This is a genomic window from Brevibacillus invocatus, assembly GCF_003710915.1.
GTDB lineage: Bacteria > Bacillota > Bacilli > Brevibacillales > Brevibacillaceae > Brevibacillus > Brevibacillus invocatus.
In genome coordinates this window covers 66,791-81,536 of the sequence record NZ_RHHR01000014.1, presented here as the reverse complement: position 1 = coordinate 81,536, position 14,746 = coordinate 66,791, and the positions used below count along the sequence as shown (strand labels likewise).

General features: G+C 49.6%; 17 protein-coding genes. 3 read left to right on the top strand and 14 right to left on the bottom strand.

Annotation, left to right across the window (positions count from 1 at the left end):
* Positions 1 to 114: 114 nt before the first annotated feature.
* The 10 genes from EDM52_RS10060 to EDM52_RS10015 form a co-directional block, all read right to left on the bottom strand.
* Entirely contained in the window at positions 115 to 1,563 is a 1,449-nt protein-coding gene (locus tag EDM52_RS10060; RefSeq protein ID WP_122908875.1) for an alanine/glycine:cation symporter family protein, read from the bottom strand.
* A gap of 199 nt (positions 1,564 to 1,762) precedes the next feature.
* Positions 1,763 to 3,340 (bottom strand): phosphoenolpyruvate carboxykinase (ATP), encoded by a 1,578-nt coding sequence (gene pckA, locus EDM52_RS10055; protein ID WP_122908874.1) that lies wholly within the window; start codon positions 3,338 to 3,340, stop codon positions 1,763 to 1,765.
* A 298-nt stretch (positions 3,341 to 3,638) separates the two neighbouring features.
* Positions 3,639 to 4,793 (bottom strand): M20 peptidase aminoacylase family protein, encoded by a 1,155-nt coding sequence (locus EDM52_RS10050; protein ID WP_122908873.1) that lies wholly within the window; start codon positions 4,791 to 4,793, stop codon positions 3,639 to 3,641.
* A gap of 95 nt (positions 4,794 to 4,888) precedes the next feature.
* Positions 4,889 to 5,233, bottom strand: a complete 345-nt coding sequence (locus EDM52_RS10045; protein ID WP_122908872.1) for an SCP-2 sterol transfer family protein — start codon at positions 5,231 to 5,233, stop codon at positions 4,889 to 4,891.
* Positions 5,234 to 5,463: 230 nt separating this feature from the next.
* Positions 5,464 to 5,865 (bottom strand): VOC family protein, encoded by a 402-nt coding sequence (locus EDM52_RS10040; protein WP_122908871.1) that lies wholly within the window; start codon positions 5,863 to 5,865, stop codon positions 5,464 to 5,466.
* A 24-nt stretch (positions 5,866 to 5,889) separates the two neighbouring features.
* Positions 5,890 to 6,324 (bottom strand): hypothetical protein, encoded by a 435-nt coding sequence (locus EDM52_RS10035; RefSeq protein WP_122908870.1) that lies wholly within the window; start codon positions 6,322 to 6,324, stop codon positions 5,890 to 5,892.
* Positions 6,325 to 6,588: 264 nt separating this feature from the next.
* Positions 6,589 to 6,969: a glycine cleavage system protein GcvH gene (gene gcvH, locus EDM52_RS10030; RefSeq protein ID WP_122908869.1), complete on the bottom strand. Its 381-nt coding sequence runs from the start codon at positions 6,967 to 6,969 to the stop codon at positions 6,589 to 6,591.
* Between the two features lie 87 nt (positions 6,970 to 7,056).
* On the bottom strand, positions 7,057 to 8,244 hold the full coding sequence (locus EDM52_RS10025; protein ID WP_122908868.1) for an aminotransferase class I/II-fold pyridoxal phosphate-dependent enzyme: 1,188 nt from the start codon (positions 8,242 to 8,244) through the stop codon (positions 7,057 to 7,059).
* A gap of 2 nt (positions 8,245 to 8,246) precedes the next feature.
* Entirely contained in the window at positions 8,247 to 8,609 is a 363-nt protein-coding gene (locus EDM52_RS10020) for an arsenate reductase family protein (protein WP_122908867.1), read from the bottom strand.
* An 82-nt stretch (positions 8,610 to 8,691) separates the two neighbouring features.
* Positions 8,692 to 9,504, bottom strand: a complete 813-nt coding sequence (locus EDM52_RS10015) for a DUF2797 domain-containing protein (protein ID WP_122908866.1) — start codon at positions 9,502 to 9,504, stop codon at positions 8,692 to 8,694.
* Positions 9,505 to 9,662: 158 nt separating this feature from the next.
* On the opposite strand from EDM52_RS10015, the gene EDM52_RS10010 reads away from it, so the two are divergent.
* Positions 9,663 to 10,358 carry a polysaccharide deacetylase family protein gene (locus EDM52_RS10010; RefSeq protein WP_122908956.1) on the top strand — a complete coding sequence of 232 codons (696 nt, stop codon included), beginning with the start codon at positions 9,663 to 9,665 and terminating at the stop codon, positions 10,356 to 10,358.
* Positions 10,359 to 10,414: 56 nt separating this feature from the next.
* Here the strand turns inward: EDM52_RS10010 and EDM52_RS10005 are convergent, their stop codons facing one another.
* The 3 genes from EDM52_RS10005 to EDM52_RS09995 form a co-directional block, all read right to left on the bottom strand.
* Complete coding sequence (locus tag EDM52_RS10005; RefSeq protein WP_122908865.1) at positions 10,415 to 10,873, bottom strand: cupin domain-containing protein; 459 nt, start codon at positions 10,871 to 10,873, stop codon at positions 10,415 to 10,417.
* The gene (locus EDM52_RS10000) at positions 10,870 to 11,601 is read right to left on the bottom strand and encodes an amino acid ABC transporter ATP-binding protein (protein WP_122908864.1); all 732 of its coding nucleotides are present in this window, start codon (positions 11,599 to 11,601) and stop codon (positions 10,870 to 10,872) included. The genes EDM52_RS10005 and EDM52_RS10000 overlap by 4 nt, the downstream gene beginning before the upstream one ends.
* A gap of 138 nt (positions 11,602 to 11,739) precedes the next feature.
* Positions 11,740 to 13,647: a heavy metal translocating P-type ATPase gene (locus tag EDM52_RS09995; protein WP_245996774.1), complete on the bottom strand. Its 1,908-nt coding sequence runs from the start codon at positions 13,645 to 13,647 to the stop codon at positions 11,740 to 11,742.
* Between the two features lie 269 nt (positions 13,648 to 13,916).
* Between EDM52_RS09995 and EDM52_RS09990 the strand changes: the two genes are divergently transcribed.
* On the top strand, positions 13,917 to 14,171 hold the full coding sequence (locus EDM52_RS09990; RefSeq protein ID WP_122908862.1) for a hypothetical protein: 255 nt from the start codon (positions 13,917 to 13,919) through the stop codon (positions 14,169 to 14,171).
* A 7-nt stretch (positions 14,172 to 14,178) separates the two neighbouring features.
* Positions 14,179 to 14,379, top strand: a complete 201-nt coding sequence (locus tag EDM52_RS09985) for an RDD family protein (protein ID WP_122908861.1) — start codon at positions 14,179 to 14,181, stop codon at positions 14,377 to 14,379.
* A gap of 127 nt (positions 14,380 to 14,506) precedes the next feature.
* Here EDM52_RS09985 and EDM52_RS24615 read toward each other — a convergent pair whose 3' ends face one another.
* Positions 14,507 to 14,644 carry a hypothetical protein gene (locus EDM52_RS24615; RefSeq protein ID WP_183184965.1) on the bottom strand — a complete coding sequence of 46 codons (138 nt, stop codon included), beginning with the start codon at positions 14,642 to 14,644 and terminating at the stop codon, positions 14,507 to 14,509.
* Between the last annotated feature and the right edge of the window lie 102 nt (positions 14,645 to 14,746).

Here is a 14,746-nt window from a genome sequence, read left to right as displayed (position 1 = left end):
TGGCTTGCGTGTATTCCTCTGTATCGAGGAACATTTTTCCCTTGGAAACTTTTTCTCATAAAAAATCCCCTCGTTCAGGATACCTGCCGAAGGGACACTCTTAATTATGCATCCTTATTTTACATGCGGATTCAGATACTCCTTTTCCCAGAAATCCGCATCCGCAACACCTGCTTGCTTTGGGTCGAATACGGGATCCTTTCCCTCGCGCTTCTGTCTTTCGTAATCCTTCAGAGCACGCAAAGCTGGTTTTGTGAGCAACAAAATTGCGATAATGTTGAGCCACGCCATGCTTCCTACGCCGATGTCACCGAGCGTCCACGCCAGCTTGGCTGACTTCACACTGCCGTAAACGACCATTGCCATCATCAGGAGCTTCAGTGCGTATTCGGACCAGACGCGTCTGACTCGGCCATTCAAGTAGGTCAGATTGGTCTCAGCCATGTAGTAATAGGCCATGATCGTCGTAAAGGCGAAGAACAAGAGGGCGATGGCGACGAACGGTGCGCCAAATCCGGGCAATACGGATTCGACTGCCTGCTGGGTGTAGATCGGCCCAGGCTCTACAGCCCCCAATGGATGGACGATTGGCTTCATGCCCTCCGGCTCGACGTTGTACATGCCTGTGATCAAAATCATGAAGGCCGTTGCGGAACAGACAAACAGGGTATCTATATAGACGGAGAACGCCTGTACAATGCCTTGTTTGGCAGGGTGAGTGACCTCCGCCGCTGCTGCAGCATGAGGAGCCGTCCCTTGTCCCGCTTCGTTCGAATAGATGCCTCGCTTCACGCCCCACATGATAGCAGAGCCAAGTATTCCACCGAATGCAGCATCTGCCCCAAACGCGCTCTTGAAAATCAACGCAAACATGGCAGGAAGCTCATCAACATGGAGAAAGACGATCAGCAAGGCTACCAGGATATAGCCCAACGCCATAAAAGGGACCACGACTTGTGCAACATTGGCAATGCGCTTTACGCCACCGAAGATGATAGCGCCAAGGATCAGTGCGAGAAAAACTCCCGTGATCCACGGATTGATGCCAAAGGCCGTTTTCATCCCGGAAGCGATGCTGTTTGCCTGAACCCCAGGCAAGAGCAGTCCAGTCGCGATCACTGTTACGACGGCGAACAAAACGGCATACCATTTTGCCTTCAGACCTTTTTCAATATAATAGGCTGGTCCACCGCGAAACTGTCCATCCTTCTTTATCTTGTAGACCTGTCCCAAGGTTGCCTCGACAAATCCCGATGCGGATCCTAGAAATGCCATCACCCACATCCAAAAGATCGAACCTGGTCCCCCAAAGGCAATCGCCGTTGCAACCCCGGCGATATTACCAGTTCCGACCCTTCCAGACAAAGCCATCGATAATGCTTGAAAGGAGGATACACCTGCATCAGAGCTCTTCCCGTCGAACATGAGCACGATCATGTCCTTCAAATGACGAATCTGGAGAAACCTTGTTGCGATCGAATAAAACAAACCTGTCCCCAGGCAGAGATAAATGAGTGCCTGACTCCAAATCAGATCATTGAGCCCGTTTACGAACTGCTCCAAAGGTTGCCCCCTCCTTTTTTGTGCTAGTTACATTATAAGGTTTTTTATTTTTCTTAAACACTTTTAATTATTGTAAATTTTTTAGTGAAACGAAATTCCAGAAGCACCGAAATACTGTGACCTGCGCACGCATTTTTGGAAACAAAAAACGGCTAGACGCCATTGTCTAACCGTTTTGGTCAAATCGCCGAAGCGATGATTAAGCTGTTGGACCAGCTTTTGCGATATCTGTTGCGTCTGGGAATTTCTTTTGGAAGATCTCGATGAAGCGATTTGCCAGATCCTTCGCCTGCGCGTCATACGCTTCTTTGTTCTCCCAAGTATTGCGTGGCTGCAGTACGTCAGCTGGTACGTTCGGGCAAGAAGTAGGCACTTGCACGCCGAAAGTAGCATCTGTCACGTAATCCACTTTTTCCAGCTCTCCAGCCAGAGCAGCCGTAACCATTGCACGCGTGTAGCTCAGCTTCATGCGTTTGCCCACTCCGACAGGCCCACCTGTCCAGCCCGTATTGACGAGGTACACTTGTACGTCTCGTTCGTCGATCTTTTTACCCAGCATTTCGGCATAGACTACTGGATGCAGCGGCAGGAATGGCGAACCAAAGCATGTGGAGAACTCGGTTTGCGGAGCTGTTACCCCACGTTCTGTACCGGCCATTTTGCTGGTGTAGCCAGACAGGAAGTGATACATCGCCTGTTCCTTGCTCAGCTTGGAGATTGGAGGCAGTACGCCGAACGAATCTGCTGTCAAGAAGATGATGACGTTAGGCTGACCGCCTACTCCTGGAATCACAGCACCCGGAATCGCTTCTACAGGATAAGCTGCACGTGTGTTTTCTGTATATTTGTCGCTGTCGTAGTCTGCTTGACGGGAATGTTCATCCACATCCACATTCTCCAGAACCGTTCCAAACTGGATGGCTTTCCAGATCTGCGGCTCGCCTTCCTCGGAAAGCTTGATGCATTTGGCGTAGCAGCCGCCCTCGATATTGAATACACCGTTGTCAGACCAGCCGTGCTCGTCGTCTCCGATCAGGAAACGGTCAGGGTCAGCGGATAAAGTGGTTTTTCCTGTACCGGACAAACCGAAGAACAGTGCCACATCTCCGTCTTTACCCACGTTGGCAGAGCAGTGCATGGAAAGGACGTTGCGCTCAGGCAGCAAGAAGTTCATCACGCTGAAGATCGATTTCTTCATTTCACCCGCGTACTCCGTTCCGCCGATCAACACCATTTTTTGCTCAAAGCTGAGCACGATGAACGTTTCCGAATTGGTTCCATGAACAGCCGGGTTCGCTTTAAAATTCGGTGCATATACTACAGTGAAATCAGCTTTGTGTGCAGCCAGTTCTTCTGCCGATGGACGGATGAAGAGTTGACGTGCAAACAGATTGTGCCAAGCGTATTCGTTCACAACACGGATAGGCAAGCGGTAGGTCTCATCTGCACCTGCAAAGCCGTCAAACACAAACAGCTCTTTATCTTGCAGATAAGCCATGACATCCTGATGCAGCAGCTGAAATTTTTCTTCAGAAATCGGTTGGTTCACCGGACCCCAGTTGATCTTATTGTGTACGGAAGCTTCGTCCACGACAAATTTATCCTTTGGAGAACGGCCAGTAAACTTCCCTGTTAGCGCGTTGAGCGCCCCCTTGTCGGTCAAAACTCCTTCTCCGCGCTTTACTGCCATCTCTACGAGTTGCGTTACAGGGAGGTTTTTATGAACCTTTGTAGCTGCTAGAATGTCAGTAAGCTTTTGAACCGTGTTGGTTTCCATGTGTGAACGATCTCCTTCCCAAATGTGTAACAGTATTGTATGATAATGAGGCCCTTTATTTATCGTCTGATTTGTAATTAGTATATCACATTTAGCTAAATAAGCTACATAATTTTATAATTACTTATGAAGAATGTGTGAATATCCGTCCACCCTATCGTTCCCTTCTTCGAGTAATTTAGCGCTCATCCAAGCTGGTTCTCCCTGTGAATCGCTGGATAGTGATTTTTGCCAAAAAGAGAAGGCCCGTTCATTTGACGGGCCTTCTTATTGTATCAGAAAGTCTAAACCTGCAAACCTACTGTTCTGCTTGCAGCTTCTCGAACGTCCTCACGACGACACGCGCCATGATCTCTACCCCTTTTACCAGATCCTCACGATTGAAATGCATGTTCGGGTGATGCAAGCCTGGCTGCAGGTCACAGCCCAGTGCAAGCATCGTTGCCTTGATGTGTGGCCGTTCTACCGTATAATAATGAAAGTCTTCAGCACCCGGACTGACAGGGGCTGGCTTCAAATTCTCTTCTCCCAGCACATCCACGATCGCTTGCTCCATCAATTGCTTCGCCGATTCATGCACTTCTGCTGCCACCATTCGCGAGCCTGATTCCAAAGTGATTTCCGCCTGGAACGAGATGGCAACTCCTTCGATAATCTGACGAACACGTTTAATCAAGTCATCCATCGCTTCGTTTGTTTGCGCTCTCAAATCCAGGGCAAAACGCGCCTTGTCCGGGATGATATTATAGCTCTCTCCGCCTGCTTGCAGCATCGTCATTTTAACCGTAGCTGGCACCATCGGGTTGATATGTACTTGACCAATCCCCTGAATGATGGCTCCAGCTACTTCGATCGCATTGATCCCCAGGTGCGGTCTGGCTCCATGGGCCGATACGCCGGTGATCTCTCCATATAAGAACATGGCGCCGCCGTTGTAGATCGCCCCTCCGCAATTTCCGCTTTTCATCTCCTGGATCGGGCGCAGATGGACACCGTACAGATAATCGATATCGTCAACCATCCCTTTTTCAATCAGCTTCAATGCACCCGTTCCTTTTTCCTCGGCTGGCTGAAACAGAATTTTCAGTTTGCCCGGAGGCTGGTATCCCGACGCGACCAACGCCTCGACTGCTTCCAGCACCACGGTCATATGGCCGTCATGTCCGCAGGAGTGATTGGCTCTCCACTCACCGTCCACTTCTTGCCACAGCGCGTCGATATCGGTACGCAGACCAACGACAGGCTTGCCTTCTCCCCATTCTGCTACAAGGCCTGTGCAATCTTCAAAGGTGGTGACACGAAGCCCCAAAGCCTGCATACGCTCGGCTAAATAGCGAGTCGTCTCTACTTCCTTCCAGCTTATCTCCGGATTTGCGTGCAAATGATGGAATGTTTGGTCAATTGTTTGTACTCTTGAGGTCACTACTTGATTGAGTGACGACGAAGTAGACATGCGGATTCCTCCTCAAATTCTTTCCTTTTGCCCATTATAGCACAGGAGATGTGGGCGGTTTTTCCAGACAAGCACTTGAGGGAAATGTCCTCCGGCTATTTGCAGGTCAGGCGCAAAATGGCATCCAGCTTCAACTGGTCTCTGCACGTCCCCACCATTTTCACCTGTTGTTTAGCCATCGTATATATCATTTCATCGCCTGCAAACAACATCTGAATGGACCGCTCCTTGCCTTGCAGGACCAGATCGGCTTGATCCTCGTCCTTCCATTCCTGGTGCAAGGTTCCTTCTCTGGTGAACATCAATTGCCACCGGCACTTCGTATCCTCTGTGATAATGCCAACACGGCGTTCCCACCCTGAAGTAACGGGTCCCAAATGCTTTTTTTGCTGCAAACGGAATATCACCTCGTCTAACAGCTGCACCAAACCAAATGCCATCACCGACCGCCTCCCTCTCTTAAAGACTTGGGTTCGTGAGGCTCGGCGTCGAATCCTTTGGCGAGGTTTCAGAACCTCTGTCGGCTCTTGTCAGGCACCCGTTCTTTTTCTCGACATGCATATACACAAAAGTGCTTAAGTTATTATTCATTTATTCCGATAGAATGAATAATGAAAAGACACCTGCTCTACAAACGAGCAGATGTCCATGCTTCCTATCCCTATGATTTTTACTCATCAATGTCGTCGAACTCGTCCTTATCCAATCGGACTTCTAAATGATGTCCATCCGGTGTTTCAAAATACAGATTAAAGCTCGTCGGTCTGGTGATAGGGCCACGGTAACAGATGTTTTCCGCCTCCAGCTTGTCTACGAGATAATCCAGTTCAGCGCGGCTGGTAACGGAAAAAGCGATGTGGTCTACCTGTCCCACTCCGCCTTTACCTTCATCCCCCTGATGTGGGTGAAGTCCGATCCGTGTGTATGTGCCAATTTGAAAGTAGACAGGCTCTCCTTCCACTATACTCTCTAACGGGATAGGAACTTCCAAGATGTCTGTAAAAAACCGAGCTGTTTTCACGACATCGCTACAATTCAGCGCGATGTGATGAACGCCTTTCAAATGAAACATTCACACTGCCTCCCAGGTCATTCGTCAAGCGCTCTTCTGCGATATCTGCTTTCTCTTATTATATTGCTTCAATCGCTCGCTCAACCTTTTCAAACGGATCATTAACATGTCTCGCCATTCCTCGTCCTTCAGATCCTTGGCTACGCCAAGCAGATCCAGCGAGACGTCAATCTGTTGTTTCAATACCTCCGCGAAGCTAACGGCTTCATCCGTCATGGTACAATTCTCAAACAACTCAGATGTATTGTCAACACTCACGAAGTCAGAGAAATCGACTTCTGGGGCTTTATCCCCCTGTGCATATTCTACTAAAATCTCGTATTCTCCTTCAATAGCAGGATGAACGTCAATTCTGTCACATACAGGACAAAACATGATGGGGACATTGTGCACCAGTGTTTTATGATGACGGACAGTTCCAATCGACCCTACCATCCCGGCTCCGCAGCAAAAACTCATTTTGTCTCCCTCCTTCTTCGCCAAACAATAAAACACATGTTTGAACGATACTCTGTCTGTAAATGCAATTGTAGCGTATTTTCGATAGAAGACTCCACCCGCAAAAGATACCAAAAAGCTTGATGGTAAAAGTAAAAGGTATTCCTATTGTACTCCATCCCTCTAGTGCTGACCACTATTTTCTGACTAGTTTGAAATTATTCCCTTTTTCCTTTGGTATGAAAAAAAGCTGAGGCGTATCGGCCCCAGCTTCCTTTTGGATTCTTATTCTTTTACCATTGCACCGTATTTTTCAGCGTCCATCAGCTTGTCCAGTTCAGCTTCATTCGCCAATTCCACGACAATCATCCATGCTTGTTCATACGGCGAGGAGTTCACCAGCTCTGGCGCATCCTCCAGCTCGCCATTCACCTCAACTACTTTGCCAGATACAGGAGCGTACAGCTCAGAAACCGTTTTAACAGACTCTACGCTACCGAATGGTTCGTCCTGCTGAATGGTTGCTCCAACCTCCGGCAATTCAACGAACACGATGTCACCCAGCTCAGATTGAGCAAATGCAGTAATGCCGATATACGCCTTGTTACCTTCTACTCGCACCCACTCATGTTCTTCGCTGTAACGCAAATTTTTTGGGAAATCCATCGTTTACGTATCCTCCTATCAGGTACATTCCATTACATCATAAAACATATTTGACGCCATTTCTAGGATTCCTCTTCCATGCACCCATCATTTTCCCTGTTTTCGCTGGATAATTCCTGACTGGGCGATCGATGCCGCCGCTTCCCTCAGCACTTCTGGCGATTGCACGAGTGCAATGCGGACATACCCTTCTCCCTGCTCTCCAAATGCACTTCCCGGAATCACGACCACTCCGGTCTCCTCCAAGAGCGCAAAGGCAAATGCATCGCTGGTCCAGCCCTTAGGCACGGGGGCCCATACAAACATCGTCGCTTTTGGCGGTTCAATGATCCAGCCCGCTTTTTCGAGCTCATGTAAAAGAACATCCCTGCGCTCCTGATACAAGGCTCCTACGCTGTTTTGGCCTTCCGACAGCCGATCCTGCTTCATGGCTTCTATCGCCATTTGCTGAACGGGGAGGAACACCCCGTAATCGACATTGGACTTGACCACAGCGAGCGGTTGGATGATAGCTTCATTTCCCACGACATAGGCGATGCGGCAGCCTGCCATGTTGAAGCTTTTGGAAAAGGAATTGAACTCGATCCCTACATCTTTAGCACCGGCAGCCTGCAAAAAGCTGGGAGGCTTGTATCCGTCAAAGGCCATTTCTGAATACGCCAGATCGTGTACGACAATGATGTCATGGCGCTTGGCAAATGCCACTGCCTCATCAAAAAAGGCGACGGTGGCGACAGCCGATACCGGATTGTTGGGGTAGTTGAGAATCATGAATTTCGCCTGGTTGGCTACCTCTTCGGGAATAGCCGACAGATCAGGTAAAAACCCATTTTCCGCTTTGAGCGGCATGAAATAAGGGGTGGCCCCAGCCAAATGGACACTCCCCGCATAGATGGGATACCCTGGATCAGGCACAAGAACCAGATCACCGGGATCCGTCCAGGCTAGAGCAAAGTGGGCGAGACCATCCTGAGAACCCATCAGGGAATGAACCTCTCCATCCGGATTTAGCTCCACGCCAAAACGGTATCGATACCACTCCGCCACCTCTGCCCGAAACGATGCTGTCCCTTGACTGAGGGCATACCCAAAAGCCCCAGGCTGTTGGATCGCTGCCACAAGCTCATCCAGCAAACGCTGGTCTGGCTGTTGATCCGGACTGCCGATACTAAGGTCGTACACTTTTCTCGTTTTGGCAACTTCGCGCTTTCGCTCTGCCATTTGCGAAAAAATCGCGGCCGACAACTGCTCCAGTCGCTTCGACGGTTTGGGCATACTCACTTTCCTCCCCAGGTTTTTTCCAGGTCTTCTGCTTTAAAGCCCAAGGTAACGTTTTTCTCGTCGGTGATCAAAGGACGTTTGATCAGTTTTCCATTGGAAGCGAGCAGCTCCAGCATTTCTTCCTCTGTCATGGTTGGCAGCTTGTCTTTGAGTCCCAGCTCCTTGTATTGAACCCCGCTCACATTGAAAAACTTGCGCAGTTCAAGCCCGCTTGCTTTCCAGATGCGGCGCAGCTCTTCCTTGCTTGGTGGAGCGTCCACGATCGGAATTTCCTCGAAGCCCACGCCTTCCTCCGTCAGCCATTTCTTTGCTTTGCGGCACGTATCACACTTGTTGTACAGGTATGCTTTGATTGTCATCGAGAATCACCTCTACGATTTTATGTATGAATAACGACAGCTCACACATCCGTAAGCTGCCGTTTTCTTCCTTTTCACTCTATTATGAACGGGGCTTGACGGAAATTTCAACCTGATAGCCAGCATGCTTCCTCGTTTGAAACACCGCATTTTCAAAAATCAGGTACTGGGCTTTTACGCCGATCAGACGGCCTCCGATGCTTTCTTCCTTATCCAATGTTTTGGAGTTGATCTTGTCCAAAGATTCCAGAATAGGGTACGTAATATCCACCCATTCGTCTTCACGGTATTGGAAAGGCTTGAATGCATCCGGGAAGTGACTGTACACCTCGTCTCGCATGGTGATCAGGTCGATCTCCCGTACCTCTCCCTTGAGCATTTTGCGCCAATTGGTCTTGTCCGGCAAAAACTGGCTGAGATGGAATTCCAGCTCCCCGGCCATCCTCCGTGTAGGGACTTCTGCGATCGGAATCGCACGGATCGCTCCCTGATCGACCCAGCGCTTGAGCTGGTTGTTCTTGCGAGTCAAACCAACCTTGATATCACTGGACACAGCGAGGTAGACGTAGTGTGGTATCATGCAATACGTCTCACCAAAGCTCTCATCCCTGCAGGTTCCCAGTTCAAAGTGGCATTCATGAGGCTTGACGATACACAGGTCATTCTCGGGAAGCTTGGTAAAACAGGGATAGCAGTACCCGCTGTTAAAGGTCTTGTTCGTCTTTCTCCCACAGGCAATACAATTTTTCTGACCTAAAAAAGAAATCGTGACGTCATGATCCAGCCATTCATTTAACGGCAAACGATCTTCGCCGATTTGCATATAGTAATCTACGGGCTTGTCCTTCCCGTGATACTGATGTGTCAATCCATGTAGCATACCTCGGAGCTGCACACATACTCTCCCCTTCCCCGTATACAATCGATCCTTTCATTCTACCACATCATCCGTTCCCTTTGATCGCTGCTTTCTTTTGGCAGCATGTTTTCCGCGAACAGAGGCGAAGCTATGACTATATTCCACGGAAGGAGGCGTTTTCCTTGAGACACAGCATGCTTCTTGCATGGCTCGTCATCGCCGCTTGCCTTCTTGGCTACGCTGCACTCCCCGTACAGGCCGGCACTTCTCATCTCACCTATGAGCCGATTCACCGAATCGATACAAAGAAAAAAGTCGTTGCCCTTACCTTCGACGACGGACCCGACGCGACGTATACACCTAAAATATTGGAGGTCCTGCACCAAAACAAAGTTCCAGCCACTTTTTTTGTCCTCGGCTCTCAGGTGGACAAGTATCCCAAAGTGATGCAATGGATTACCAAGGCAGGGCATGAGATCGGCAATCATGGCTATGATCACCATGATCTTAACAAGCTCACCGAGCAAGAGGTTTACGATGATATCAAGCACGGAGAGCTTTCTATTTTACGCACGACCGGAATACTCGCCCAAAATTATCGTCCCCCTGGCGGTGTCATGACTCATGATGTGATGAATGCAGTTCAGGCTTGTGGTTATGATCTGATTCTCTGGTCCATTGATCCGCGCGATTGGTCCCTGCGTCGTACCGCCTCGGTCATCGCCAAAAGTGTGAAAAGCAACGTCTCGTCTGGCGATATCATTTTATTTCACGATGGCGGGCTGAACCAGAAGCAAACCGTTGCCGCCCTGCGGGATTTGATCAAGCACCTGCGCGCACAGGGCTATCGCTTTGTTACGGTAAGCGAGCTATTAGATGAAGCAAAATAACGCTATTGTAGCAATAGGCACCAGTGCTCCGTACTCGAAGCAGCTGGTGCCTATTCTTAAGAACCGTTCGGGTCGGAATTCCAGTCTTGTAAGGAATCCGTTTGTTTAAACATCTTTTTTTGTCCACGTGCAAAGAGGACATCTTCATCTGGATAGTAGGCAATATCATCCTTTACCTTTAGTCCCGTATCCAGAATTTCCAATACCTCTTCACCCGTATTGATGAACTGGTGGGCGATTCCTCTTCCGGCAGGCTTGGCGATGAAATCCCCTTTTTTCACTAGGATGTATTCATCATTCATCCGAAGCGTACCCGTGCCCGCCAGGATCAGAAAAAACTCCTCCTGAAGGCTGTGACTGTGATACTTCGTGCTTTTTGCCCCTGGCTGCACCTTGTCGATATTGACATAGAGCTTTTCACTGCCGGCAGCATCCCCTAGAAAAAGGGTACACATCTTCTGATCATCATCGATATGATCTTCTGGCAAAGCTTCTATATTACACAGCTTGATCAACTAACCATCACCTTGCCCAAAAAGGATCGGAGTCTCTCATTTGTCGGATTTTCAAATACCTCTTCAGGCTTTCCTTCCTCCATGATGACTCCCTGGTCCATAAAAATAACCCGGTCCCCCACCTCACGTGCAAAGCCCATCTCATGGGTGACCACGATCATGGTCATTCCTTCTGTAGCCAGATTTTTCATAACAGCAAGCACCTCACCCACCAGCTCGGGATCAAGTGCGGAGGTTGGCTCATCGAACAGCATGACTTTGGGATTCATCGCCAAAGCACGGGCAATCGCCACGCGCTGCATCTGTCCGCCTGACAAGCGGTCCGGATAGACATCGGCTTTGTCCTCCAGGCCTACCTTCTTCAATAGCGCCAAACCATGCTTGCGTGCCTCTTCCTGCGCGGTTTTGCGCACTTTGATCGGTGCCAGCATCACATTTTCCAGCACCGTTTTGTGTGGAAACAAATTAAAGCGCTGAAAAACCATTCCTACATCTTCGCGCACCTTGTTGATATCTACCTTGGGATCAGACAAATCATGTCCGTTCATGATGATCTGGCCGCTGGTCATCTCCTCCAACTGATTGAGGCAACGTAAAAATGTACTTTTCCCCGAGCCAGATGGGCCGATTACACATACGACTTCTCTTTCTTCGACCTGTGTGGTTATGCCCTTCAATACCTGTAAATTGCCATAATTCTTCTTCAAGTCCTTTACCTGGATAATCATGGCATCACCCCCTGCAAATCGTCTACTTTTCGCTTATCTCCTATATATTACATGAATATTGCCGCAATTGCATGAAATGGGAGCAAAAAGAATAACCGGAAGCAACTCTCCTCCGGTTTAAGCTGTTTTGCACAGCCACTATCCTTTTGCCGTCAGATTACAGTCACCCTGGCAAGAACAAGTCGTACAAGTCATGGACGGTGGAGTCATGCCTTTTTCTCTCTTTTTGCTGGACAGGAAGTGAATCAACCGAGCCGAATTGAGGACGACCAGGACAGATGTGGCATTGTGGACAAAAGCTCCTCCTACAGGCCCAAGGATTCCGGCCATCGCCAGAATGACCGCTATGGCGTTGATCACGCTGGAGACGATCAGGTTCTCGCGAATGACCCGAAGCGTTTTTTGTCCGAGCTGTACGACATCTGCCACCTTGGACACATCATCGTTCATGATGACAATGTCAGCTGCTTCCGCTGCTATCTGTGTTCCGCCAGCCCCCATCGCAATCCCCACATGCGCTGCTGTCAGTGCAGGCGCATCGTTAATACCGTCACCGACCATCCCGACAATATGCCCTTTTTGACGATGCTCTTCTACACGTTGATACTTCGCCTCCGGAAATTGTTCTGCATAGACAGTCGTCACCCCGGCCTGACGCGCAATCTGACTGGCCGCCCCCCTGTTGTCTCCGGTCAGCATCGCAATCTCGCCCACACCATTGAGCCGCAATCGTCCGATCGTATCCCGCGATTCCAGACGAACGCGATCAGCCAAAGAAATCATTCCGACCAGCTTGCGGTCACGGGCAACGAAAACCGCCGTATGCCCAGCACTCTCCTGCTCTTCTCTCATCTGCGTCAGCTCTGCTGTTTCAATCCCCTTGTCCGCGAAAAAGCGGCGATTTCCTACCATGACTTCATGACCGTCGATTTGCCCCGACACACCATTCCCCGGGTGAACGAGAAAGGAATCCACCTGCGGCAGCTTGATGCCTCTGTCTTCCCCTGCCTTCACGATGGCGTGTGCGACTGGATGCTCCGAGTGCTGCTCCAGCGCCGCGGCCAGGCGCAACACATCCTCAGCCTGCTGGTTGTGCAAGCGAGCTACTCCGGTTACCTGCAATTTTCCTTCGGTCAGTGTACCTGTCTTGTCAAAAAGCAGAGCATTGACCAGACCGATTTGCTCCATCGCCACGCCACTTTTGATGAGAATCCCATGCTTGGCTGCACTTCCGATACCTGCCATGATCGCAGTCGGCGTAGCCAATACCAATGCGCAGGGACAGAAAACGATGAGGATGGTAACCGCTCGAACCAGATCACCTGTGATCATGAACATAAGAATAGCCAGGATCAGACTGCTGGGAACAATCCAGGCTGCCCAACGATCCAACAGGCGCTGCACCGGCGCTTTTCGTTCCATCGCTTCCGCCACGAGACGGGTTACCTTGGCAAAAGTCGTTTCGTCACCAACTCGCTCCGCAACGATCTCGATGACGCCATTGGTGTTCAACGTACCCATGAAAACCTCGTCGCCCTGACGTTTCTCTACTGGCAGCGACTCCCCGGTCAATGCTGCCTGATCAACAGCTGCTTGGCCGTGATGAACGACACCATCTACTGACACCTTCTCACCCGGCTTTACCTGAACCACATCGCCCTTGACGACCTTCTCCAATGCAATCTCTACCCAGCCGCGCTCACGTTTGACCATCGCCGTCTGCGGAACCATCTGCACCATTTCCTCCAGTGCAGACGCTGCCTTCGCTACGGTACGGTTCTCCAACCACATCCCGATCATCATGATCAAAGCTACTTCTCCGGCAGCAAAAATTTCACCGATGCCTACAGCAGCTACGATTGCAATCGTCACCAGCACATCACTGTTGATTTTACGCTCCATAAACAGCTCCTTGCTTGCCGCCCAAGCGATCGGAACGCCGCACAAGAGCACGGCTATCCAAGCCAGGTCAATCCCCCAAACCTCCCCGTACAGCCAACTGCTCAACAAACCGATTGCAGACAGAGCCATCGCGATTTTTTCCATCAAGACAACCATCTCCTTTTTTTCTCTCGTTGAGAAAGAGAATCAGACTTATTTCTCCCGTAAAAACAGTGGAAGCTGCTGCCCGAAGGCAACAGCATCCTAATTGATAATGATTATTCCTATCTTTACCTAGGTGAATATTTTTGCGCAAAGCCAATAAATTTATATTAATTCTAATGTAGACCTCTTTCTTCGTCAATCCTTTTTTTGGCGTTTCGCATGTGTAACTCTAACGATTGCTGCTCATGCTAAGACCTGAGGTGACCTGTATGGAACGCAAACAATGGATCGCTCTTATCATCGTCTTTTCCGTTCTTTTGGCTGGGCTTATCGTAGAAGGGTTTGCTGGCACGACGGATGAACTCGCCGACCACCCCGGCTACTCCTGGGATGAAAATATTGTTTCAGGGGCCGGCAGCAGTAAAATCGTGCAGCTGTTTGTCACTGGAGTCATAACGGGACAGCAGAGCGCGGCAGCCACTGTGGTTCGCTACTCCCTGGTGGACGGGACAGACACTGGGTAAAATCATCATGGGTATTCGCGTGATACCGGTTGGTGCGAAACGCCAAACGTTATCCATCGGTCAGGTGCTCGTGCGTGAATGGATCGGCAAGCCGCTTTGCTTGCTTCCATTCGGACTGGGGTATATGTGGGTTGGCTGGAACAAGAAAAAACAAGGATGGCAGGATCTGATCGCCCATACTTTCGTAATTCGAGAAAAACGGCATTAGGTCTATACATAGCAAAAAGACTCGCCTCCAGCTCATACCTTGCATGGAAAGCGAGTCCTTTTTCGCAAAAAAATCATGTAAGCGCTTCTCCGCAAAAAGAAGATTCCACTCTATGTGGTCAATCCATTTACTTTGTCTGAACCTGAGGTGCGGCAGGAACAGGTGATTTGGCATCCTCTTCGGCAAAAAACGGAATGACAAACATGCTGATGACAAAAAATACGACCCAGATGATCCCTCGCTTGAAAATACATGGAGTAAGCATAAGGAGCAACCCCTTCCACCATTCATTCTCTATATATCTACGCTTCCCTACCTGCCGCCCGTTTATGCTTCTTTTTGGCACCATGAACAAATTGTCGGACAA